At 73.4% G+C, this 22,682-nt stretch carries 22 protein-coding genes and 1 tRNA gene; 8 read left to right on the forward strand and 15 right to left on the reverse strand.

The window, feature by feature from the left end:
- Positions 1–11: 11 nt before the first annotated feature.
- Positions 12–2,057: an NAD(+) synthase gene (locus CLV52_RS12365; protein WP_133766613.1), complete on the forward strand. Its 2,046-nt coding sequence runs from the start codon at positions 12–14 to the stop codon at positions 2,055–2,057.
- Positions 2,058–2,361: 304 nt separating this feature from the next.
- Here CLV52_RS12365 and CLV52_RS12370 read toward each other — a convergent pair whose 3' ends face one another.
- The 5 genes from CLV52_RS12370 to CLV52_RS12390 all read right to left on the reverse strand — a co-directional run bounded on the left by CLV52_RS12370 (position 2,362) and on the right by CLV52_RS12390 (position 8,698).
- On the reverse strand, positions 2,362–2,868 hold the full coding sequence (locus CLV52_RS12370) for a DUF3145 domain-containing protein (RefSeq protein WP_133766614.1): 507 nt from the start codon (positions 2,866–2,868) through the stop codon (positions 2,362–2,364).
- Between the two features lie 202 nt (positions 2,869–3,070).
- Entirely contained in the window at positions 3,071–4,021 is a 951-nt protein-coding gene (locus tag CLV52_RS12375) for an NADP-dependent oxidoreductase (protein WP_133766615.1), read from the reverse strand.
- A 35-nt stretch (positions 4,022–4,056) separates the two neighbouring features.
- The gene (locus tag CLV52_RS12380) at positions 4,057–5,700 is read right to left on the reverse strand and encodes a bifunctional 3'-5' exonuclease/DNA polymerase (protein ID WP_133766616.1); all 1,644 of its coding nucleotides are present in this window, start codon (positions 5,698–5,700) and stop codon (positions 4,057–4,059) included.
- Positions 5,701–5,773: 73 nt separating this feature from the next.
- Positions 5,774–6,613 (reverse strand): DUF1684 domain-containing protein, encoded by an 840-nt coding sequence (locus CLV52_RS12385; protein WP_133766617.1) that lies wholly within the window; start codon positions 6,611–6,613, stop codon positions 5,774–5,776.
- 189 nt (positions 6,614–6,802) lie between these two features.
- Entirely contained in the window at positions 6,803–8,698 is a 1,896-nt protein-coding gene (locus CLV52_RS12390) for a S9 family peptidase (protein WP_133766618.1), read from the reverse strand.
- Between the two features lie 92 nt (positions 8,699–8,790).
- Between CLV52_RS12390 and CLV52_RS12395 the strand changes: the two genes are divergently transcribed.
- Both CLV52_RS12395 and CLV52_RS12400 read left to right on the forward strand, forming a co-directional pair.
- On the forward strand, positions 8,791–9,060 hold the full coding sequence (locus CLV52_RS12395; protein ID WP_133766619.1) for a hypothetical protein: 270 nt from the start codon (positions 8,791–8,793) through the stop codon (positions 9,058–9,060).
- A 46-nt stretch (positions 9,061–9,106) separates the two neighbouring features.
- Positions 9,107–10,231 carry an aggregation-promoting factor C-terminal-like domain-containing protein gene (locus CLV52_RS12400; protein ID WP_133766620.1) on the forward strand — a complete coding sequence of 375 codons (1,125 nt, stop codon included), beginning with the start codon at positions 9,107–9,109 and terminating at the stop codon, positions 10,229–10,231.
- Positions 10,232–10,328: 97 nt separating this feature from the next.
- Here CLV52_RS12400 and CLV52_RS12405 read toward each other — a convergent pair whose 3' ends face one another.
- Positions 10,329–11,003, reverse strand: a complete 675-nt coding sequence (locus tag CLV52_RS12405) for a LysM peptidoglycan-binding domain-containing protein (RefSeq protein ID WP_133766621.1) — start codon at positions 11,001–11,003, stop codon at positions 10,329–10,331.
- A 255-nt stretch (positions 11,004–11,258) separates the two neighbouring features.
- Positions 11,259–11,843: a LysM peptidoglycan-binding domain-containing protein gene (locus CLV52_RS19085; RefSeq protein ID WP_133766622.1), complete on the reverse strand. Its 585-nt coding sequence runs from the start codon at positions 11,841–11,843 to the stop codon at positions 11,259–11,261.
- A 268-nt stretch (positions 11,844–12,111) separates the two neighbouring features.
- Here CLV52_RS19085 and CLV52_RS12415 point away from each other — a divergent pair, with 268 nt between their 5' ends.
- The 3 genes from CLV52_RS12415 to CLV52_RS12425 all read left to right on the forward strand — a co-directional run bounded on the left by CLV52_RS12415 (position 12,112) and on the right by CLV52_RS12425 (position 14,277).
- Entirely contained in the window at positions 12,112–12,435 is a 324-nt protein-coding gene (locus CLV52_RS12415) for a TfoX/Sxy family protein (RefSeq protein ID WP_246018107.1), read from the forward strand.
- Between the two features lie 28 nt (positions 12,436–12,463).
- On the forward strand, positions 12,464–13,360 hold the full coding sequence (locus CLV52_RS12420) for an oxidoreductase (protein ID WP_133766623.1): 897 nt from the start codon (positions 12,464–12,466) through the stop codon (positions 13,358–13,360).
- A gap of 218 nt (positions 13,361–13,578) precedes the next feature.
- A complete protein-coding gene (locus tag CLV52_RS12425; protein WP_133766624.1) occupies positions 13,579–14,277 on the forward strand; it encodes a tetratricopeptide repeat protein in 699 nt (232 codons plus the stop codon).
- Between the two features lie 185 nt (positions 14,278–14,462).
- On the opposite strand, the gene CLV52_RS12430 is transcribed toward CLV52_RS12425, so the two are convergent.
- The 6 genes from CLV52_RS12430 to CLV52_RS12455 all read right to left on the reverse strand — a co-directional run bounded on the left by CLV52_RS12430 (position 14,463) and on the right by CLV52_RS12455 (position 18,157).
- A complete protein-coding gene (locus tag CLV52_RS12430) occupies positions 14,463–15,344 on the reverse strand; it encodes a helix-turn-helix domain-containing protein (RefSeq protein WP_162850847.1) in 882 nt (293 codons plus the stop codon).
- Between the two features lie 126 nt (positions 15,345–15,470).
- On the reverse strand, positions 15,471–16,628 hold the full coding sequence (locus CLV52_RS12435; RefSeq protein WP_133766828.1) for a GmrSD restriction endonuclease domain-containing protein: 1,158 nt from the start codon (positions 16,626–16,628) through the stop codon (positions 15,471–15,473).
- Between the two features lie 125 nt (positions 16,629–16,753).
- Positions 16,754–16,978, reverse strand: a complete 225-nt coding sequence (locus CLV52_RS12440) for a hypothetical protein (protein WP_133766626.1) — start codon at positions 16,976–16,978, stop codon at positions 16,754–16,756.
- 67 nt (positions 16,979–17,045) lie between these two features.
- A tRNA-Ile gene (locus CLV52_RS12445) sits at positions 17,046–17,119 on the reverse strand.
- Positions 17,120–17,210: 91 nt separating this feature from the next.
- The gene (locus tag CLV52_RS12450) at positions 17,211–17,519 is read right to left on the reverse strand and encodes an SPFH domain-containing protein (protein WP_133766627.1); all 309 of its coding nucleotides are present in this window, start codon (positions 17,517–17,519) and stop codon (positions 17,211–17,213) included.
- Entirely contained in the window at positions 17,516–18,157 is a 642-nt protein-coding gene (locus CLV52_RS12455) for an SPFH domain-containing protein (protein ID WP_162850836.1), read from the reverse strand. Before CLV52_RS12455 ends, CLV52_RS12450 begins: the two co-directional genes overlap by 4 nt.
- Before the next feature lie 65 nt (positions 18,158–18,222).
- Here CLV52_RS12455 and CLV52_RS12460 point away from each other — a divergent pair, with 65 nt between their 5' ends.
- Together CLV52_RS12460 and CLV52_RS12465 are read left to right on the forward strand one after the other, a co-directional pair.
- The gene (locus CLV52_RS12460; RefSeq protein WP_133766629.1) at positions 18,223–19,296 is read left to right on the forward strand and encodes a hypothetical protein; all 1,074 of its coding nucleotides are present in this window, start codon (positions 18,223–18,225) and stop codon (positions 19,294–19,296) included.
- A gap of 35 nt (positions 19,297–19,331) precedes the next feature.
- On the forward strand, positions 19,332–20,123 hold the full coding sequence (locus CLV52_RS12465; RefSeq protein ID WP_133766630.1) for an alpha/beta fold hydrolase: 792 nt from the start codon (positions 19,332–19,334) through the stop codon (positions 20,121–20,123).
- A 75-nt stretch (positions 20,124–20,198) separates the two neighbouring features.
- Here the strand turns inward: CLV52_RS12465 and CLV52_RS12470 are convergent, their stop codons facing one another.
- Both CLV52_RS12470 and CLV52_RS12475 read right to left on the reverse strand, forming a co-directional pair.
- Positions 20,199–21,389: a glycoside hydrolase family 3 N-terminal domain-containing protein gene (locus CLV52_RS12470; RefSeq protein ID WP_133766631.1), complete on the reverse strand. Its 1,191-nt coding sequence runs from the start codon at positions 21,387–21,389 to the stop codon at positions 20,199–20,201.
- Positions 21,386–22,594, reverse strand: coding sequence for a glycosyltransferase (locus CLV52_RS12475; protein ID WP_246018108.1), 1,209 nt, complete (start codon positions 22,592–22,594; stop codon positions 21,386–21,388). Before CLV52_RS12475 ends, CLV52_RS12470 begins: the two co-directional genes overlap by 4 nt.
- Positions 22,595–22,682 lie beyond the last annotated feature (88 nt).

Here is a 22,682-nt window from a genome sequence, read left to right on the forward strand (position 1 = left end):
GAGGCGCCGCCTTGGAGTTCCGCTCGATCCACGAGCACGGGTTCGCCCGGGTGGCCGCCTGCACCGGCCTCACGACCGTCGGAGACCCGGCGGCGAACGCCGAGGACATCCTCGAGATGGCGGAGCGCTGCAGCGACGACTCGGTCGACGTCGCCGTCTTCACCGAGCTGGCGCTCTCCGGCTACTCCGTCGAGGACCTCGTGCTCCAGGACGCGCTGCTCGACGCGGTCGAGGCCGGTCTGGACCGCATCGTGACCGCCAGCACCGACCTGCGGCCCGTCCTCGTCGTCGGCGCCCCGCTCCGGCGCGACGGCCGCGTGTTCAACTGCGCGGTCGTGGTGCACCGCGGCGGCGTCCTCGGGGTCGTGCCGAAGTCGTACCTGCCCACCTACCGCGAGTTCTACGAACGCCGGCAGCTGACGCCCGGCGACGACCGCCGCGGGCAGCGGATCCTGGTCGGCGGCGTCGACGTCCCGTTCGGGCCCGACCTGCTCTTCGAGGCGGTCGACCTCCCGGGCCTCGTGCTGCACGTCGAGGTCTGCGAGGACATGTGGGTGCCGATCCCGCCGAGCGCGGAGGCCGCCCTCGCCGGCGCCACCGTCCTCGCCAACCTGTCCGGCAGCCCGATCACCGTCGGGCGGGCGGAGGACCGCCGTCTGCTCGCGCAGTCGGCGTCGTCGCGCTGCCTCGCCGCCCACGTCTACGCGGCGGCGGGCCGCGGCGAGTCCACGACGGACCTGTCGTGGGACGGCCAGACGATGATCCACGAGAACGGCATGCTGCTCGCCGAGACGGACCGCTTCCCCGACGCGGACCGGATCGCGGTGGCGGACGTCGACCTCGACCTGCTCCGGCAGGAGCGGATGCGGATGGGCACGTTCGACGACAACCGGCGGACGCACGCCGACCGCGTCGACGCCTTCCGCCGCATCCGGTTCGAGCTGCAGCCCGACATGTCCGACATCGGGTTCGAGCGTCGCGTGGAGCGGTTCCCGTTCGTGCCCGCGGACGCCGCCCGCCTCGCGCAGGACTGCTACGAGGCCTACAACATCCAGGTCGCCGGCCTCGTGCAGCGCCTGGAGGCGATCGGGAGGCCGAAGGTCGTCATCGGCGTCTCCGGCGGCCTCGACTCGACGCAGGCCCTGCTCGTCGCCGCGCAGGCGATGGACCGGACCGGCCGCCCGCGCACCGACGTCCTCGCGTTCTCGCTGCCCGGCTTCGCGACCGGGGACGAGACGAGCGGGAACGCCCGCTCCCTGATGCGCTCCCTCGGCGTCACCGCCGGCGAGATCGACATCCGGCCGACCGCCACGACCATGCTCCGCGAGATGGGCCATCCGTTCGGCAGCGGCGAGCCCGTCTACGACGTCACGTTCGAGAACGTGCAGGCGGGCCTCCGCACCGACTACCTCTTCCGGATCGCGAACCAGCGCGGCGGCATCGTGCTCGGCACCGGCGACCTGTCGGAGCTCGCGCTCGGCTGGTCGACATACGGCGTCGGCGACCAGATGAGCCACTACAACGTCAACGGCGGCATCCCGAAGACGTTCATCCAGCACCTCATCCGCTGGGCGATCTCGACCGACCAGTTCGACGCGGAGGTCGAGGCGACGCTCGGTCGCATCCTCGACACCGAGATCAGCCCGGAGCTCGTGCCCGGCGAGCAGCTGCAGTCCACCGAGTCGAAGGTCGGACCGTACGCACTGCAGGACTTCGCGCTCTTCCACGTGCTCCGGTACGGGTTCCGACCGTCCCGCATCGCCTTCCTCGCGTGGCACGCATGGCGCGACGCGGAGGAGGGCACCTGGCCGCCGAACTTCCCGGCCGCCAAGCGGGTGGACTACGACCTGCCGGAGATCCGCCGGTGGCTCGAGGTGTTCTGCCGCCGGTTCTTCGCGTTCGCGCAGTTCAAGCGGTCCGCGATGCCGAACGGGCCGAAGGTGCTGGCCGGCGGCTCGCTGTCCCCGCGCGGCGACTGGCGGGCCCCGTCCGACGGGACGGCGACCGCGTGGCTCGCGGACCTCGAGCGCTGGGACGCCGAGGGCGCCTTCGACTGAGCGGTTCCCCGCCTGCTCGGGGTGGTTTCGACGCGGGCGCGGAGCGCCCGGGTCAACGACCGTCGCGGGCCCCGCCGGTCGAGCCCGACCCCGCGCAAAGGGAAGAGCCCCCGTTCCGGTACCCATCCGGACGGGGGCTCTTCTGCCGCACGATGCTGAGGTTCGAGGGCCGCTACCCATACAGCCCGAACACTAAGAAGTCGCACCAGCGGACGTGAAGAAGGTACTGAACTCCGCCCCCTTCGCAGGCCCTGACACGCCGATGAATTACATCTTCGTGATTCGGATCTTCCGCGGGGCGCGGTCAGACCGCGGAGCGGTGCAGCCAGGTCACCGAAGAGGTGCCGATGGCGTGCCGGAACGGCTCGAGCTCGTCGTCCCAGGCCTGCCCGAGGGCGAGGCGGAGCTCCCGGTGGAGCTCGATCGCGCTGGTGCCCGCGGCGTCCATCGCGGCGCGGATCCGGTCCTCGGGCACGACGATGTTGCCGGCCGCGTCGGTCTGCGCGTGGAAGATCCCGAGGTCGGGCGTGTGCAGCCACCGGCTGCCGTCGACGCCGTCACGGGGGTCCTCCGTGACCTCGAAGCGCAGGTGCTCCCATCCGCGCAGCTTCGACGCGATGGCAGCGCCAGTGCCCGGGCCACCCTCCCAGGTGAAATCGGTGCGCTGCGCACCGCGCAGCACGGGCTGATCCGTCCACGTGAAGCTGACGGGTCGACCGATCGCATGACCGGCCGCCCACTCGACGTGGGGGCAGAGTGCTCGCGGTGACGAGTGCACGTACAGCACGCCACGGGCGACTGAGGTGACCATGGATTCGTCCTCCGTTCGAACAGATGCGTCTTCCCCAACGATCTGTGGTGAACGGTCGGAACCGAGTGTCACCTCTATGAAATTAGCGCGGGCCTATTCGGCACCCGGGAAGTATGCCGGACGACACGCCGGGAAGACAACCGAATCGGTACCCGCCCGGCGCGCCGCGGGGCGTCCCCAGTCCTGGGGGCCGCCCCGGAGGTCACGGAATCAGGGCGATCTTGCCCCCCGGGTGGCCGTCCGCGAGGAACGTCAGCGCTTCCGCTGCGCGGGCGAGCGGGTAGGTCCGCGCGATCGGGACGACCAGGTCACCGGAGCCCGCGAGGGCGATGAGCGAGGCGCGGACCGAGTCGCGGAAGGCCGCGCTCTCCGGCATCCGGCCGCCGACCGCGAGGAACCCATCCCGCTGAGCCCGCCCCATCGCGGCGATCGTCACGACCCGCTCCTTCGGCGCGACCGCGAGCGAGACGTCGACCGCCTCGTCGGTGCCGACGCAGTCGAGCGCGGCGTCGACGCCGTCGGGCGCCAGCGCGCGGACGCGGTCGAGGAGCCCGTCGCCGTAGCGGACCGGTTCGCCGCCGAACTCGGTGACGACGTCGGCGCGGGCGCCGCTCGTGGTGCCGATCGCGCGGATGCCGCGCAGGCGCGCGAGCTGGAGGACCATCACCCCCACCGCGCCGGAGGCGCCGTGCACGAGCACCGTCTCGCCGGCCCGCACGCCGGTGACCCGCAGCATGTCCTCCGCCGTCGTCCCGGCGAGCAGCAGGTTCGCCGCCGCCGGGAAGTCGAGGGCGGCGGGCTTGGCGAAGACGTCCGTCGCGGGCACGGTGATGCGGGAGGCGTATCCGCCGCCCACGCGGAACGCCAGCACCTCGTCGCCGACCGCGCCGCCGCCCGAGGCAAGCTCGGTGTCGGCACCGAGGTCGAGGACGACCCCGGCCACCTCGTAGCCGGGGTGGATCGGCAGCGCTTCCGGGTCCTTCGAGTAGGCGCCGGCGAAGCCCTTGTAGTCCGCGGGGTTCACCCCGGCCGCGCGCACCTCGACGGTCACCTGGCCCGGGCCCGCCTGCGGGATCTCCTGCTCGACCTCCTCGAGGACCTCGGGCCCGCCGTACCGGGGGGCGACGATCTGCTTCGCCGTGCGCTGCGTCATGGGGCGAGCACACACCGTCCTGCTGAGGGCGCCGTTCAGCCGGCCTCGTCGTACCGGTCGACCACGGCGACGTCGAGGGGGAAGTCGATCGGGAAGTCGCCGAAGAGCAGGCGCCCCGCGCTCTCCGCCGACGCCGTGACGGCCTCCGCCACCCGGTCGGCCATCGCGGCGGGCGTGTGCACGATCACCTCGTCGTGCAGGAAGTAGACGAGGTGCGGTCGCTCCTCGACGCGCCCCTCCCCCAGCTCCCACAGCCGACCCCGGAGGTCGGCGAGCCAGCACAGCGCCCACTCGGCGGCGGTGCCCTGCACGACGAAGTTTCGGGTGAAGCGGCCGCGGTCGCGCGCGACGGACCGGGCACGCTGCAGCACCCGCTCGTCGGCGTCGAACACCGCCGCGTCGCGGTCGAGCGCGCGCTGCCGGTCGGAGACGGGCGGGGTCGACCGGCCGAGCAGCGTCGAGACCGTGCCGCCCCGCTCCCCCTCCCGCGCCGCCTGCTCGACGAGCGCGAGGGCGCGCGGGAAGCGCTGGGCGAGCCGCGGGACGAGCCGGCCGCCCTCGCCGCCGGTCGCGCCGTAGAGCGCCCCGAGCATCCCGACCTTCGCGCTCTGCCGGGTCGCGACGGCACCGCTCGCGACGATGCCGGCATAGAGGTCCCGACCGCGACCCGCATCGGCCATCGCCCGGTCGTGCGCGAGGCCGGCGAGCACTCGCGGCTCGAGCTGAGCCGCGTCCGCGACGACGAGGCGCCAGCCGTCGTCGGCCGACACCGCCGACCGGATCTGCTTCGGCAGCTGGAGCGCTCCGCCGCCGCGAGCGGCCCACCGCCCGGTCACGACGCCGCCGACGAGGTACTCGGGGTGGAAGCGGTCGTCGCGCACCCACGTGTCGAGCCACGCCCACCCGTTGGCAGCGTGGAGGCGCGCGAGCTTCTTGTACTCGAGCAGCGGGCCGACGGCGGGGTGGTCGATCGTGCGCAGCTCCGCGGCGCGGGTGCTGGCCACCTCGATCCCGGCCGACCGCAGCGCGCGGGCCAGCTCGATCGGCGAGTCCGGGTTCAGCGCGGGGGCACCGAGCGCGATCCGCACCGCATCGGCGAGCCGCTCGAGCGATGCGGGCCGGCGATCGGCGGGGACCCGCGGGCCGAGCAGCGATGCGAGGAGGCGCTCGTGCTCCGCCCGGCGCCACGGCAGCCCCGCGAAGCGCATCTCCGCCGCGGCGAGCGCGCCGGCGGACTCCGCCGTGAGGAGCAGGCGCAGCGCGCCCGGGCGCTCGGAGGCGGCGATCTCGGCGGCCTGCCGGGCGTGCTCGGCGACCGGGTCGAGGTCGGACCCGAGGTCGAGGGGCAGCGCCCCGTCGTCGACGGGCGCGAGCTCGTCCCAGCCGTCGGCGGGCAGCGCCGCGATCGTGCCCCGCGTGCCGGCTGCGCGGCGCAGCAGTGCCCGACCGAGCCGCAGGTCCCACGCCCGGGCGACCCGGACGCCCGCTTCCAGCAGCGCCGGGTAGACGTCGGCGGTGTCCCACGCCCAGCGCGGCCCCTGCGCCTCGAGCCGCGCGACGGCGGCGGCCAGCGCACCCGCGGCGACCTCCTCCACCCCGTCGCCGTGCGCGAGGGCGTGGCCGTCCGCGGTCCGGCGCACGACGACCACGTGATCGCGCTCGCCGGTCCGCTCGTCCATGCGGGAACCGTAGAACACACCTCCGACGGTCCGTCGGTCGGCGGACGCGGGCGCGTCCGCCGACCGAGCCGCGTCACTCGTGCAGGAGCGACCCGTCCGTGCCGAGCACCTGCTTCTCGCCCGCCTCGATGCGGAACGGGAAGCGGTTCTGCTTGGGCGGCATCGGGCAGTTGAAGTTGTACGAGAAGGCGCAGGGCGGCAGCACCGCGTAGTTGAAGTCGAGCGTGATCGTGCCGTCCGGGTTCGGCGCGATGAAGAGGAAGCGGCCGACGCCGTAGGTGTCGCCGTCGCTCGTCTCGTCGGCGAACACGAGCTGCAGGCGACGGCCGTCCTTGAACGCCGCGATCCGGTACTCCTCGCCGCGGAGGGTGACCGCGATGTCGCCCGGGACGGGCAGCTCGCGGGTCGCGCCGTCGTCCTTCACGTGCGAGAACCCGACCGTCGTGCCCGCCGGGTTCGGCGTGAAGGTGCCAGTGACGACCCACTCCTCGTTGTACGGGAAGGTGCTGATCGAACCGAACTCCTCGATCGCCTCCGACTTCGCGTCCCAGACGCGGAGCGCGTACTGGCCGTCCTCGCCGCGGATGACGGTGCCGGTGGTGTGGTCGTCGAAGACGATCTTCGACGGCTGCGGGTCGTCCTTGCCGCGGACCACGACCGTGCCGTCGACCGGCTCGCCGTCGACGACGATCCCGTCCTCCGGCGCGGCGGTCACGAGCAGGCCGGACTCGCCGTCCGCGCGCGGCGCCCAGGTGCCGGGCACGCCCCAGATCGTCTGCTCCTCCCCCACCCACTGCGTGTTCGTCAGGGCGAGGAAGCCCTGCGCGGTCTGCACCGCCTGCTCGCGGGCGGCGTGGAAGCGCTCGAGGCGCTCCTCAGCGGAGGGGGCGGGTGCGGTGGCGGTGTCGGTCACGGGTGTCCTTCCGGAGGCGGTCGTGGGGAAGGAACGTAGCGGGTGCCTCGGACCTTCCCGCCGCGCCGAGGAGCACGACAGCAGGAACCGTCGAGCACGACGGCAGGGACCAGGCGCATCAGCAGGAAGGAGGCGCTCCGGAGTTCCTGCTGACGCGCCTCCTTCCTGCGATCGTGCTCCGGGACGCCGTCAGCGGTCGAGCGGCAGGACCGGGACGTCCGGCGGCGTGAACCCGAGCACCTGGCCGTAGAAGGAGAGCGCCGCCTCGCGGGACGACACGAGCGCCTCCCGGCCGCGGAACCCGTGCCCCTCCCCCGGGTACTCGATCAGCGCGTGCGGGATCCCGCGCGCGGCGAGCGCGTCCCGGAACAGCCGCGACTGGGCGGGCGGCACGACCTTGTCGTCGAGTCCCTGCAGCAGCAGGACCGGCGCCCGCAGGCCGTCCACGTGCGTGATCGGCGACCGGTCCCGGTAGACCTCCTCGGCCTCGGGGTAGGGCCCGATCAGGCCGTCGGTGTAGCGGGACTCGAAGTCGTGCGTGTCCGCGGCCAGCACGGCGCCGTCCGCGATGCCGTACTTGGAGACGCCGGCGGCGAACGCGTCGGTCGTGGTCAGGGCCGCGAGCACGGTCCAGCCGCCGGCGGAGCCGCCCTCGATCGCGATGCGCGAGCCGTCCGCGATGCCGAGCTCCGCGAGCCCGCGCGCGACGGTCACCACGTCCTGGACGTCGACGACGCCCCACTGCCCGCGCAGGCGCTCCCGGTACGCGCGGCCGTAGCCGGTGGAGCCGCCGTAGTCGACGTCGACGACGCCGATGCCGCGGCTCGTGTAGTACGCGTACGCCGGGTTGGTGCGGATGCCGGCCTGCGCCGTCGGGCCGCCGTGGACGAAGGCGACGAAAGGCGGCAGCGTGCCCTCCGGCGCGGCGAACGCCGGGTTCCGCGGGCGGTACACGACCGCGTGCACGCCCCCGAACTCGAGCAGCTCCGCCTCCGGGAACACGTCGAGCGGCAGATCGTCGACCCCGCTCCGGACGAGGGTGAACGAGCCCGCGTCGACGTCGAGCGACCAGAGGGAGACCGGGTCGGCGGCGGACTGGTCGATCAGCAGCACGCGGCCGTCGCGGGTGTCCTCCCACGTCACGTCGGACCGGTCGTCGCGGAGCACGGTCGTCGCCCCGTCCGCGTCGAGCAGCACCTCCTGCGTGCCGCCGAGGGTGGAGCTGAGGAGGATCCGCCCGTCGGGCAGCGGCTGGTACCAGCGGGTGCCGAGGACCCACAGCGGTCCGCCGGTCTCGCGCTCCGCGGCCAGCAGGGGCTGCGGCTCGCCGCCGTCCGCGTCGAGCGCCACGAGGTTCCACCAGCCGGACCGGTCGGAGATCGCGGCCAGCCGCCCGTCGGGCAGCCACTCGGGCTGCAGCACCGACTCCGCGGGGCCGCCGAGGACCGTCCGCCACGTCGCGACCCGGCCGTCGCGGAGGTCGCCGACGCGCAGCTCGGTCCCGTCCCAGGGCATGTTCGGGTGGTCCCACGCGATCCACGCGATGCGGGCGCCGTCGGGGCTGATGCGCGGCTGCGCGAGGAACCGCGAGCCGGCGACGACGCTCGTCACGGTCCCGGATCCGTCGAGCGGCACGAGCACGAGGTCGCGCTCGACGTCCTGCGGACCGTCGCCGGTGTGGACCTCGCGGACCGCCAGCACCGCGTCGCCGGCGGGGACGAGGCCGCCGTACGCGACGCCGTCCTGCTCGGGCGTGAGCGGGACGGGCTCCGCGCCCGGCCAGTCGAGGCGACGGAGGCGGCCGTCGTCGAAGTGCGCGAACACGACGGTCGCGCCGACGGCCGTCCAGGCGCCGCCGCCGTACTCGTGCACGGAGGTCCGCACGTTCCAGGGCGCGGGGAGCACCACCTCGAGGCCGCCGGAACCCGACCGGAGCAGGGCCGTCCGCCGCTCGGCGGCGACCGGCTCGGCCCACCAGATCTCGTCGCCGACGAACCGGGCGGAGTCCGGGGCGTGGCTGCCCGCGGCGACGGCCTCGGCCGTCAGCGGCGAGCGCCACTCCCCGTAGGGGGCGGTGGTGACCATGCGGACACGGTACGGGCGTGTCCCTCCTTGCCGCCGGGGCGGCTGCAGCGTACCGTCATGCCATCGAACAGGTGTTCGAACAGGAGGAGCGCATGTCGAGCATCGCCGTCGGGACGGAGCAGGACGCCGACCTCGTCACGGGCAGCCGCGGCCGACCGCGCCTGCTCCGCTGGCGACGCCGCACCTACCGGGTGACGGACGCCCCGACGCCCCTCGAGGACGCGCTCGGCTCCGTGGTCACCCATCCGCTGCCGGTGCACGGCTGGCGGTTCCAGGGCACCTGCGTGCACGACGGCGAGACCCTCGTGTTCGACGTCGTCGAGCTCGGCGCCGGCTGGCATGTGCTGAAGACGTACGCCTGACCGCGCGTCGCCGGGCGCGGGGACGCGCCGGTCCTACTCTGGCCCGATGCGAGCGGGGCTGCGGAGGGTGCCGGCCGTCGCGCTCGTCGCCGGCCTGATCGTGATCGCGGTCGGCTTCGGGCCCACGACGACGGCGCGCGCCGACGACCCGACCTGGGCCGAGGTGCAGGCCGCGAAGAACGACGTGAAGAAGAAGGCCGCCGTCGTCGCCGCGATCGAGACGACGCTCGACGGGCTCGAGGCGCAGGCGGCGCGGCTCGGCACGGTCGCCCTGCAGAAGGCGGCCCTCGCGTCCGCGGCGCAGGCCCGGCTGCAGGCGGCGCAGCAGGTCTACGACGTGCTCGAGCGGCAGACGACGACCGCGGCGGACCGGGCGCGCTCGGCGCGGCGCACCGCCGCGAGCGTTGCGACGCAGCTCTACCGCGGGGGCGACCCCGACCTGCAGGTCTGGCTGTCGGGGCAGTCGTCCGGGTCGCTCCTCTACCGGCTCGGCGCGCTGTCGCAGATCGGCGACACCTCCAGCGCCCTGCTGTCGCAGGCGGAGACGGACGAGCACCAGGCGAAGTCGCTCGGCGACCAGGCGAAGGCGCAGGCGGCGGTCCGGAACACGCTGGCCGACCAGGCGCAGGCGGCGGCGAACGTCGCGAAGGCGGCGCAGCAGGCGGCCGACCGGCAGGTGGCGCAGACGAAGGCGCAGCGCGCGAAGCTGCAGGCGCAGCTCGCGACGCTGAAGGCGCGGTCGTCGGCGCTGCAGGACTCCTACGCGGCGGCGCAGCGGGCGAAGGCCGCCGCGGCGGCGAACGGCGCGACCTCCGGCGGCACGGGGCTCGGCGGCATCGCGGCGGGTCCCGATTCGCTGTCACCCGCCGGGGCGCAGGCGTACGCGCAGTCGCGGCTCGGCGCGTACGGCTGGGGCGGCGGGCAGATGTCCTGCCTGATCAGCCTCTGGAACATCGAGTCCGGCTGGCGCTGGAACGCCTACAACGCGTCGTCGGGGGCCTACGGCATCCCGCAGTCGCTGCCCGGCTCCAAGATGGCGACCGAGGGCGGCGACTGGACGACGAGCTCGAAGACCCAGATCGAGTGGGGCCTCGGGTACATCCAGGCCCGGTACTCGACGCCGTGCGGGGCGTACGCGTTCGAGACGAGCCACGTCCCCTACTGGTACTGAGCGACCGCCCAGGCGGAACGGCCGCGCGGGACCGCCGCCGCTCGGGGACGCGCTCGGCGCGTCGGTCCCGATCGGCGGCGGGTCCGCATCATGGCGATCAGGCCGGGAGCTGCAGCTTCTGGCCGGTGAAGATCAGGTTCGGGTCGCCGACCTTCGGGTTCGCGGCCCACAGCCGCTGCCAGCCCCCGTCGATGTCGAGGCGCTGCGCGATCTTCGAGAGCGAGTCGCCGGACTTGATCGTGTACGTCTCGCCGGAGGTCTTCACCGCCGCCGGACGAGCGGGCGCCGCGGCGACCGCGGCGCGCGGCGCGGGGCTCGAGGACGTCGTGCGCGACGGCGTCGAGGAGTGCGAAGAGTACTCGTGCGACGACGAGGTCGAGCGCGAGGACGACGAAGCGGAGCTCGAGCTCGACGAGGCGGAGCTCGAGGAGCCGGTCGCCCCGGCCTTCACGGAGCAGACCGGCCAGGCACCCCAGCCCTGGCCCGCGAGGACCTTCTCGGCGATGGCGATCTGCGTCGACTTGCTCGCGGCGGCCGGGTTGCCCGTGCCGCCGTAGCCGTGCCAGGTCGCGAGGCTGAACTGCAGCCCCCCGTAGTAGCCGTTGCCGGTGTCGATGCTCCAGTTGCCGCCGGACTCGCAGGCGGCGACGCGGTCCCAGACGCTCGTCGGAGCGGCCTGGGCGGGTGCTGCGCCGAGCGCGAGGCCGGCGGTGGCGAGGCCCGCCACGGCGAGCGTCGAGATGACGGCACGGGTGTTGGTCAGGATCTTCATGGCGTACGTGCTCCGACGGGTCCGCCTCCGCTCGCCCCATCCCTGGGGTTCGACGCGCCGCTGCCCACCCTGATGTTGCGAAGGTATCGGTCGGTGCGGTCTGGGGGCAGCGCGAGGCGTGGCCGTACCGGGCAGTAGCCCGGGGGACGTAGGTCGCGGTGGTTCCTGATCACCGGTTCCCCTCGGGCGCCACGAGGGTGCCATGGAAATCCAGGGCAGCGGAACCCGGTTCCGCTCGCCGGAAACAGTTTCGATTCAGGCGGGCAGGTGCAGGCGCTGCCCGATCCGGAGGACGTTCGGGTTCGTCAGCTGCGGGTTCGCGGCGGCGAGGCGGTGCCAGCCGCCGCGGACGCGGGCCCGCTGCGCGATGCGGACGAGGGTGTCGCCGGACCGCACGACGACCGTGCGCTTCGACGCCTTCACGTGCGTGCGGTGCCGCACCACGTGCCGCTTCGCGTGGTGCTTCGTGTGATGCGCCGTGTGCTTGGCGGCGGGCTTGCCGTGGAGGCCGAGCCGGCTCGAGCACGCCGGCCACGCGCCCCAGCCCTGGCTGCGGAGCACCTTCTCGGCGACGCGGATCTGCCCGGCCTTCGACGCTCGGGCCGGGCTGCCGCTGCCACCGTGGGCCCGCCACGTGCCCATGCTGAACTGCAGGCCGCCGTAGTAGCCGTTGCCGGTGTCGATGTGCCAGCGGCCGCTCGACTCGCACTGGGCGAGGCGGTCCCAGGTGCGGGTCGCGGCGGCTTCGGCGGGGGCGGCGGTGGCGACGACGCCACCGAGGACGAGTGCAGCGGTCGCGACGGCGGACACGAGGGCGCGACGGAAGGACAGGAGGGGCATGTGCGTACGGGCTCCGCGGGTCCGCCGCCGCTCGTCCCATCCCTGGGGGTCGACACGTCGCTGCCCGCCCTGGGGGGGTGTGGATCGTCCAGCCGGTGCGGTCTGGGGGCAGCGCGTGGCGTGGCCGCACCGGGGTATGCAGCTCACGGAGGAAGGGGGTGTCCGACCGCTCCTGCGCGTCGGTTCCTCCGCAAGTGGTGTGAGAGTGCCATGGGTTTTCAGGGCAGATCAAGCGATTTCCACGTGCCGGAAGTGGGAATCTGATGCCGTGGCGGACGATCCCGAGCTCACGGAGCGCGTCCGTCGACTGCTCGACGGGGAGCCCGACGTGGTCGAGCGGCGCATGTTCGGCAGCGTCGGCTTCATGGTCGGCGGCGTGCTGCGGGTGGGCGTCGGACGCCACGCGGACCACGTGATGATGGCGCGGATCCCGCTCGCGCAGGCGGCCGCGGCGCTGGCCGAACCGGGCGTCCGGCCCGCGATCATGCGGGGTGCCCGGATGCGCGGCTGGCTGTTCTTCGAGGACGAGGCGGTCGCCGCCGACGCCGCCCTCGAGCGCTGGGTGAGCGCGGCGCTCGCCGCGGAGGTCTGAGTACAGGTCCGTCGGCCAGGCTGCGGGGATGGTCTCCCCCGACGCCTTCCCCATCCCCGACCAGCACGGCCGCACCGTCGTCGTGACCGGCGCGAACAGCGGGATCGGCTTCGAGACCGCGCGGCGGCTCGCCGGCGCCGGCGCCCACGTGGTCCTCGCGGCGAGGAACCGCGAGAAGGCGGAGGACGCGGCCTCCCGCATCGAGGGCAGCACCGAGGTGCGGCTCGTGGACACGAGCAGCCTCGCGTCCGTCCGCGCGTTCGCCGAGGCGGCGCCGGAGCGGATCGACGTGCTCGTGAACAACGCCGGGGTGATGGCGACGGACGAGTCGCGCACGGTCGACGGCTTCGAGCTGCAGTTCGCCACGAACTACCTCGGGGCGTTCGCGCTGACCGGTCTGCTGCTCCCGCGGCTCACCGACCGCGTGGTGATGGTATCGAGCCTCGCCCACTACGGCGGACGGATCGTCCTCGACGACCTCAACCGGCAGCGGCGGCGCTACTCCCGCTGGGCGGCGTACGCCGACTCCAAGCTGGCCGATCTGATGTTCGCGCTCGACCTGCAGGCCCGGTTCGCGGCGGCCGGCTCCCCGCTGCGCGCGATGGCGGCGCACCCGGGCATGGCGGGCACGAACCTGACGCGGGACCTCCACGTGCCCGCGCCGGTCTCGGCCGTGTCGGAGGCGATCCTCAAGGGCGTCGGCCAGTCCGCGGCCGGCGGCGCGCTGCCGCTGCTGCTCGCCGCGACGGCGCCGGACCTGCCGGGCGGCTCCTTCGTCGGGCCCGGCGGTCTCGCCGAGGTGCAGGGCTCGCCGATCGTCGTCGGCACCAGCCGTCGCGCCCGCAACCGGGAGCTGCAGCGACTTCTCGTGCAGGAGTCCGAGCGCCTCACCGGCGTGACGATCGAGGTGCCCGCGCCCCGCTGACGGGCCGGCGCCGACACGAGCAGCGCCCCGCCCTCCCTGGTGGGAGGACGGGGCGCTCATCATGGGAGTCCGCTCTACTCGTCCGGGCTCCGGATCCGCGGTCCATCGTTCATGTCGTTCACGGTGCGCCGCGAACCTGAGATCCAGGTGAGTCTTTCGGCGTGTCCGCGGTGGAGGTCCGCGCAGGCTCGACGGCGGCACGACCTACAGTCGACGGGGTGCAGGAGGACGTGGAGCTGCGGACTCTGCGCGAGGCCTGGTCGACCGCGCGCGACGGCGTCACGGGTACCCGGTACGCGGAGGGTCTGCGCGCCGCCGGCGAGATCGAGGCGGCGATCGCGGTGTGCCGCGAGGTCGCCGAGCTCGGCTACTTCGCGGGCTGGTACGAGTGGGCCTGGCTCGAGCACGGCCGCGGTGACGTCCGCCGGGCGATCGGGCTGATGGAGGAGGTCGCCGAGCTCCTCGACGACGACCCGGACCGCGCCTACGCGCTCGGGGTCGCCGGCCACTGGCGCTGGGACGACCTGAGCGACGTCGGGTCGGAGCCGCTGCTCCGGGTCGGGATGGACGCGTACCCGGACGCCCGCGCGGACCTGGCGCACCTGCTGATGGCCACCGGTCGGCGGGAGGAGGGCCTCCGGGTCCTCGCGGACGGCGTGCGGGACGGCCAGGTCGCCTGCATGCTCCCGCTCGCGAACATCCTCAGCGAGGACGGCGAGAAGGAGGCCGCCGAGGCGCTCTACCGGCGCGCCTTCGAGGCGGGCGACAGCTACTCGGCCTGGAACCTCGCCGTGCTGCTGTGGGAGACGGGGCGCGGCGACGAGGCCGAGCAGTGGGTGTGGAAGGCGGCCGAGGGCGGCGACGACCTGGCGATCGGCTATCTCAGCGACGTGGACCCGAGCGACCTCGACCGCTGACGCGTCCGCCTCGGGCGCGCTCGGCTCGGCCCCTCTCGCGGGCGTTGCCACTTCGGGTACGTTTCCGGGCGCAGAACGTGCCCGAACCGGCAACCCCGAGCGCATCGGCCGGCGCTTCGACCGGGGAGTTGCCACTTCGGACACGTTTTCGGGCACGAAACGTGCCCGAACCGGCAACCCCAGCGCTACGGGATCGCGAGTCGGCCGACCGCGCCTGGAGGATCCAGGGGACGCCGCCGGATCAGCGCGACGATGAGACCGACGAGGAGCCCGCCGCCGAGCCCGATGCCGCCGAGGCTCGCGATGCCGACGAACCAGCCCGAGTCCGTCGAGATCCTCGGCCCGTCGATCTGTCGCAGTCGCACGCGTTCATTCGGACCTTCCGGCGTTACGAGTCCGACCACCTCGATGAGCGACTGCACAACAGCGTCCACCCGACGCTCAGCTGACAACGGGGTGCTCCCCCGAGCGGTTACGGCGAGTACGACGGTGCCGGGTTCGACTCGGGCGACTACCGAGCCGGGAAGATCCCGCCCGTCCTGCCCGAGTCGGGCTGCAGCCCGATTGAGCACCACCGGCTCCTCCACGAGCGCCGCGTAGGACCGCGCAGCCTCCTGCGCGTAGGTCGCTTCCGACAGCAGATAGACCGACGCCCCGCCGTCCGATGAGGCGTAGAGCTGCACGGAGGCTTCGAAGCCAGCGGGGCGAACAGCGCCGACAGCGGCTCCTGCAAGCGATCCGGCCAGCGCGAGGACCCCGATGAGGACCGCGATCCGTGCCGCGCCCCTGGGTGAGCCGCGACGCTCAGCCCGCGCGGACGCCGTCACCTCTGCCGGGCCGACCGGCACGGTCGTCGCCTCGATCTCCCCTGAATCCCCCGGACTCGCACTCGCGGCGAAGAGCTCCGGCACCGGGACCTCGAGCGCGGCCGCGACGCGCCGGAGGGTCTCGAGGCTGCCGTCCTCGCCGGCCTCGAGCCGCTGGACGGTGCGCACCCCGACGCCGCTCACCGAGGCCAGGTGCTCCTGGGTCCAGCCTCGCTCCCGCCGGAGCGCGGCGATCCGCATGTCCGTCACCCCGCCATCGTCCTCCGGCGGGGTCGCCCGCCACCAGGCCCGAGACCCGCCGATCGCCCGCCAGCGGTCGCCGCAGCTGCGGCGACGGGTCGATGGCGCTTCAGCGCGCGCGGTGCGTCACTCGCAGACCCACCCGTCGTGGTCGCGGTCCTGGTACCAGGCGTACTCGGGGTCCACGCCGCGGTGGTACGGCGCGTGGTTCGGGTGCTTCTTCAGCTCGGTGCAGGTCGGGTAGCGCTTGTCGAGCCCGGTGGTCGTGCCACCGCCGCCGGAACCCGAGTGCTTCGTCGATCCGGCGAGCGCGGTCAGGTTCGGCTTGCCGGGCTTCGCCACGTACGGGTCGACGCAGTACTGGACGAGGTCGTGCTGGAGCGCGGCCTTCTCGTCGGCGTCGACCTTCAGGCCCCAGCGGTACTTCACCGCGACCCAGTCGCGGACGTAGGTGCAGTCGTAGGAGGTCCTCGGCGGCAGGTAGGCGTCGGGCGCCTTGTCGCCCTTCGACCGGTTGGCGTGCTGCGAGACGGCGACGAGGGACGGTCCGTAGCCGAGGTCGTTCGCGTACGCCGTGCGCTTCTTCGTGGACCAGGAGGCAGCGCCGGAGGTCCACGCCTCCTCCAGCGGCACGAGGTGGTCGCTGTCGAGCTTCGAGCCGACGGTGAAGACCTTCCCGTCGTAGGGCGAGACCCAGCGGCCGGTCCTCACGGTCCCGCTCCGGCTGAGCACGACCTTCTTCTTCGACTCGGCCTTCAGCACCTCGGCCCGGGTGTTCTCACCGTTCCGGTTCGCGTCGACCCAGAGCGTGAACTTCGACCGCTTGTACGAGGACGCATGGCTCTCCGGGGCGACCGACAGCTTGCCGAGCAGCGTGAGGGCCGAGACCTGTCCCCGCTTCGCCGCGACCGCGTGACGCGAGACCGTGGCGGAGTACAGGACGGTCTCCGTGCAGTCGGAGAACTCGCCCTCATCGATGCAGTTGACGCCGACCACGCGCACCTTCGCGGGGCCGGCCGAAGCCGCACGTTTCGTGCTGTAGACCGCGCTCCGGCCCGGCGCGGGGTCCGGTGCTCCGACTCGGCGGGCGCCGTCGATCTCGACCACCATGTCCTGGTCGCCGGAGCCGGTGGCGACCCAGGGGTAGGTGACGCGGAGCGTGTCGTTCACCCAGACGGCCTTCACCGACGGGGCGGACACGACGGCGGTGGCCGCGGTGGCCGGGACCACGGCCGCGAGGCCGGCGAGGGACGCGGCGGCGAGGCCGGCGAGAAGGCGCTTCATCGGGTCTCCTGAGTCATCGGAGGGACCGTAGGAGCGCGCGCCCGCGTCGCGAGGACGCCATGCCGTGCCGACGCGGAAATGGTTCAGCGAAGGCCCGAGGAGCTCGACGTCGGAGCCACGGGCCGTCAGCGCGGAGGCGCTCCGGTCCCGCCGCCGGCACCGCCCGCCGCTTGGGCCCGCTTCCAGACGAGGACCTGGACACCGGCGAGCAGCAGGCGCGACGCCACGATGAAGATCGCGATGAGGCGGGTCGTGTCGTTACCCGTGAGGAGGAGCACGACACCGAAGGCGACGAGGACGCCGTCCGCGAGCCACAACCAGGTGCGCCGACCGAGCCAGTAGCCGCTCATGTCCGTGAGCGTACGGGGCTGCCGCGCGCAGCCCGCGCATCGCCCCGTCCACCAGGCATTCCGCAAGTAGGGCGGACGGGACTTGAACCCGTGACCGACGGATTATGAGTCCGCTGCTCTGACCGGCTGAGCTACCGCCCCGCATCAGACCCTAGCGGCGCCCTGGCCCGCCTCCGGGCGGCAATCGGGCCTGCCGGCGCGGGCGAGATTGCCGCGAAGCGGCGGGCGAGGGCTACTTCACGTTGACGATGCCGCCGAAGCCCTCCGGAACCACGACCACGTTGCCCGATGCGGCGAGCTTCGCGAGCGTGTCGATGTAGTTCTGCTTCAGCACGTTCGTCGTCAGCGACTTGTTCAGCGAGTCGTTCGCCTTCGCCTTCGCCTCGGCCTGCACGACCTGCTGCTGCGCCGACACCTGCGCGGCCTCCAGGAGGTTCTTCTCCGTCGACACCTTGATCTGCGCGTTCTGCGCGGCCGCGTACGCGTCGGTGACGCTCTTCGGGGGCGTGATCTGCTGCAGGCTCACGGAGTCGACGGTCACGCCTGTCCCCTCCCACCGCTTCGAGAGGCCTCCTGGATCGCGGTGTTCACGTCGGCGCGCTTCGTGATGAGATCGAGCGTCGTGAAGGCGTTCGGCGCGTCCCGGACCGTCGAGCGGATGTCCTGCGTCACGAACTGGGACACGAAGTTCGTCTCGTCGCGGAACTGCTTGTAGATCGTCGTCACCTGGTCGGAGCGGATCGAGTACCGCACCGCGATGTCGATGTCGCTCGTCACCCCGTCCGCGTCCTGCACGGTGATGCCGGGGCCGAGCGCGGAGCCGCCGGTGAAGTCCGTCGACGCGCGGGTGCCTGCGAAGACGACCTGCTGGTTGCGCACGCTGAAGGTCTTCACCTCGCTCCACGGCGCCTTCACGTGGAGGCCCGGCGTCGTCTCCTGGCCGAGGATGTCGCCGGTCCACGACACGATGACGCTCGCGTCGCCGGTGTCCTGCGCGTAGGCGCTCGAGGCGCCGACGAAGGCGACGCCGAGCAGGCCGCCGACCCCTGCGGCCAGGCCGAGGATGACGCCGGTCCGGCGCTGCGCCGCGCTCGACTGCCCGCCTCTCCGTCGACGTCGCAGCACGACGACGAGCAGCACCGCGGCGGCGATGAGGAACAGGAGGCCCACGACGAACACGTGCACACGCTAGAGGTGCGGAGCCTCCACGACGAAATGGTGCGCGGGATCAGACCGGATGGAGGATGATCGCCCTCGGCGCCGACCCGGGCGCCACCGCTCGAACGCCCCCGGAGCACCATGCCCTCCACCCCCGCGACCCGCTCATGAGGATCGCCGCCTTCATCGTCGCGCTCGTGGTGACGAACCTCGTCGTCACCGGCGGCATCCTCCTGATCGTCGTGTCCAGCCCCGAGCCGTTGATGCCGCTGATCTGGCTCCCGACGTCGGCGCTCATGCTGCTCGTCTATCCTCCGCTCCTCGCGGGCATGCTCCTGTCGTGCTGGGACGTCCGGTCGAGCGAGGAGGCCGCCGTCTACTTCCGGCGCTGGTGGATCGGGCTCGGCAGCGCGCAGGCGCTCGGCGCCGTCGCGGTCCTGACGTTCAGCGTCCTCGCCGGCACGGCGTGGTGGCTGACACCCGCCTACCTCGTCGTCGCCGTGCTGCTCGACCTCCTCGTGGTCCGGGTCGGCCGGGCGCTCCGCCTGCGGGAGGAGGCGACCCGTCCGCGCCAGGTGCCGTGGACCCCGATGTCGCGCCAGGAGATCGTGCGTCGGATCGTCGTCATCGCCGGCGTCTTCGTGCTGGTGCTGCTCGTCGCCGGAATCGGACTCTCCCTGCTGACCACGGCCGTCGGGGCCCCGCGCGAGCGGACCGACGTACCCGCGCTGCTGTTCGCGGTCGAGTTCGCGTTCCTGGCCGCCGCGCTCACCTGCACCGCGACCGCGCTCCGACTGCAGCGCCAGGTGCGCGAGCAGGTGACGCGGGACGTCGGGATGCTGCGGCGCATCGCGAAGGTCGTCGCGCGCGGCAAACGGATCGACCTGGCGCCGGACGAGGAGGTCCTCGCCGCCCGTTACGCCGCGATCATCGCCGTGAGCCTGCCGTTCACCCTCGGGTTCACGGTGCTGCTCTACGCCGCGCTCGCCGCGCAGCAGGCGGAGCAGATCCTCTCGGGACGCCTCGGCTGGTTCCCGGTGGGATTCCTCGTCTTCCTCGTCGTCGCGCTGGTGGCCCTGACTCCGCTGCAGATCGTGCGCATCCGCCGGGTCCGCGCCTACGCCCGCACGCACGCCGCGCTGCTGCACGAGGTCCCCTGACAGCCGCCGTCCGCGGGCGGTCCTAGGGTCGGCGCATGACCGACGGGACCCTGCAGCTGGACGGTGCGCACCTCTCCTGGTCGGTGCTGGAGGGCGACCGGCCGACGGTCGTCCAGCTGCACGGCCTGAGCTCTTCCCGCGCGAGCGAGGCGACCGCCGCGTTCTTCGACTGGTCCCCGGTGTCCGCCGCGGGTCGCCGCCTCGTCCGGTACGACGCCCGCGGGCACGGGCGGTCGACCGGTCGCGCGGTGCCGGACGACTACGCCTGGCCGGCGCTCGCGGAGGACCTCTTCGCCCTGCTCGACGAGGTCGCCCCGGGCGAGGCCGTCGACGCGATCGGGGTGTCGATGGGCGCCGGGACGCTGCTCCACGCGGTGACGCAGCGCCCCGAGCGGTTCCGTCGGCTCGTCCTCGTCATCCCGCCGACCGCGTGGGCGACGCGAGCGGCGCAGGGCGACGCGTACCGGCAGATGGCCGCACTGGTCGAGGCGCAGGGCTACGACGCCCTCGTCCGCGCGACGGCCGCGTTCCCGCCGCTGCCGCTGCTGGAGGAGGGCGGCTGGACCGTCGCGCCGCCGCCCGATCTCGACCCCGCGATCCTCCCGGCCGTGTTCGAGGGCGCCGCGGCGACCGACCTCCCCGCGACGGAGGCGATCGCCGCGATCCGGCAGCCCGTGCTGCTGAAGCCGTGGGTCGGCGACCCCGGCCATCCCGTCTCGACGTCGGAACGGCTGCACGAGCTCCTGCCGGAGTCGACGCTCGAGGTGATGGCGGCGCCGGAGGACGTCCGCGCCCTCGGCGAGCGCGTCGCCGGCTTCCTCGCGTGAACCCGCTCCGCACTCTTCGTCTCGGAGGACTCGCCGTCCTCCGAAACGACGAGCGCGTGCGGGTGGGGACGCGGTTCAGTCGGCGAGGCGGAGCCGGGCGGTCACGACGCGGACCGCGGCTGCGGTGAGCGCCCGGTCGAACGCGGCGTCGTCGGTGGCCGTGGAGACCAGGGCCGCGTGCATCGTCGGCAGGTCCGCGGGCTGCACGTCGAGCAGGAGATCGCCGCCGGCCCGCACGAACTTCACCGCGCGCTGCCCGGGGCTCCAGGCGCGCACGGCCACCGCTCCCCCGACGTCGTCCGACACGACGACGCCGTCGAAGCCGAGCCGGTCGCGCAGCATCCCCCGCACGATCCGGGACGAGAACAGCGCCGGTGTGCCCGGATCGATGCGCGCGTACTCCGCGCTCGAGACCATCACGAAGCCCGTCCCGGCCGCGATGCCGTCCTCGAACGAGCGCAGCCGCGGCGAGTCCGCGGTCGTCGTCCGGTCGACGACGTGCGCCGCCGTGTCCGTGTTCGCGGTGACGCAGCCGAGGCCCGGGAAGTGCTTCACCGCCGTCTCGACGCCCGCCGCGCGCATGCCCGCCACGAAGGCGTCGACGTGCGCGCCGGCCACGGCGGGATCGGACGAGTACTGACGATCGAGCGCGGCGACCGGCGGGTTGTCGTGCAGCGTCGCCGCGCACGGCACGTCCGCGACGGGCGCGAGATCGAGCCGCACGCCCGCCGCCGCGAGCTGCCGTCCCCAGCGCTCGGCATCGGACCGCGTCGCCGACGCGCTCCCCCGCCCCTGCACGACCGCGCTCGCGATGCGGGAGAAGCCGGGCCCGCTGAGCACCTGGACGGTCCCGCCCTCCTGGTCCGTCGCCGTCAGCAGCGGCAGCCCGTCCGGCGCCGCAGCCCGGACCGGCCCGAACGCCTTCGCGACGGCCGCCGTGCCGGCGCCGCTGCGGCCCCGCACCATCACGCCCGCCACGTGGTAGCGATCGACGACGGACGCGAGCCCCGGCAGCTGCGCCACGGTGCCCGCCGTCATGAGGACCTGACCGGCGCGCTCCGCCGGCGACATGGCCGTGACGAGCGCCTCCGCCCGCTGCGTGAGCGACGGCGTGGCGGTCGCGGTCGGCGTCGGCGTCACCGCTGGAGCGAGCGGTGCGCTGGAGACCGGCGCGACGTCGGGGGCGCCGCTCGTGCAGCCCGCGAGCAGCAGGCCGACGAGGAGCGCCGGGACGAGCGACCGGACGCGGCGGAGGCCGCGGGTCAATCCGTGATCGCGCTCTTCGCCCGCTTCGCGAGCGATCGGAACTGCTCCCGCACCTTCGCCGACAGCGGCGGCACGTCGGTCTCCGGGTCGGTGACCTCCTCGCCGCGGTAGAGCCGCTCGAAGATCGTGATCGTCGTGTCGATGTCGTGCGGCTCGAGGAGGCGGAGGGAGGCGCGCTGCATGACCTCGCGCTCGTCCTGTGGCATCGAGAGGACGCGCGTCAGCCGGTCCGCGAGCGCGTCGATGTCGCGCGGCGGGAACAGGTAGCCGTTCTCGCCGTCCTTCACCAGGTGCGGGAGGGCCATCGCGTCCGCCGCGACGACGGGCAGGCCGCTCGCCATCGCCTCCATGGTGGCGATCGACTGCAGCTCGGCCGTCGACGGCATCGCGAACACGGTCGCGCGGGTGAGGATCGTACGGAGGTCCTCGTCGCTGACCCGGCCCGGGAAGTGCACGCGGTCGGCGATGCCGAGGCGCTGCGCCTGCTGCTCGAGCTGGCGCTTGATGTCGCCCTCGCCGACGAGGTCGAGCTGCGCGTCGAGCTCCCGCGGGATGCGCGCGACGGCCTCCACGAGGTCCGGCAGCATCTTCTCGCCGGTGATCCGGCCGACGAACACGATGCGGTTGTCGGGCTTGGCCTCGAAGTCGGGCGTGTAGTCGCTCATCCGGATGCCGCACGAGATCGCGTGCACGTTCCGCAGCCCGGTCCTCGCCTCGAGGTACGCGGCGGCGCGCTTCGTCGGCGTGGTGAGGGCCGCCGCCTTCCTGTAGAGGCGCGTGCAGTCCTTCCACGCCAGCCAGGTGATGAGCGGCCACGTGAACTTCGGGAAGGGCGTGTGCTCGATCAGGTTCTCGGGCATGAAGTGGTTCGTCGCGATGATGCGGATGCCGCGCTTGTACGACTCGGTGGTGATCCCGCGACCGATCAGCATGTGCGAGTTCATGTGCGAGACGTCCGGGCGGACCTCGTCGATGATCCTCGCCGCGTTGTGATGGATCCGCCACGGGTAGACCGCGCGCAGCCAGTCGTGCAGCGGCCAGCGGAAGCTGTTCAGGCGGTGCACCGTGAGCATCTGGCCCAGGTGCTCCTCGCGGTACGTGCCCTGCTTCACGCCCTTCGGGGCCTGGGCGATGATGTGCACGTCGTGCCCGCGGGAGGCGATCCCGGACGCGAGTCGCACCTGGAAGCTGGCCGCCCCGTTCACATCGGGAGCGAACGTGTCGCCGCCCATCAGCATCGTGAAGCGCGGCAGCGCGGCGTCCTCCGTCGGCTCGCTGATGGCGGTCTCCTCG

It is taken from the genome of Amnibacterium kyonggiense (assembly GCF_004364555.1).
GTDB lineage: Bacteria > Actinomycetota > Actinomycetes > Actinomycetales > Microbacteriaceae > Amnibacterium > Amnibacterium kyonggiense.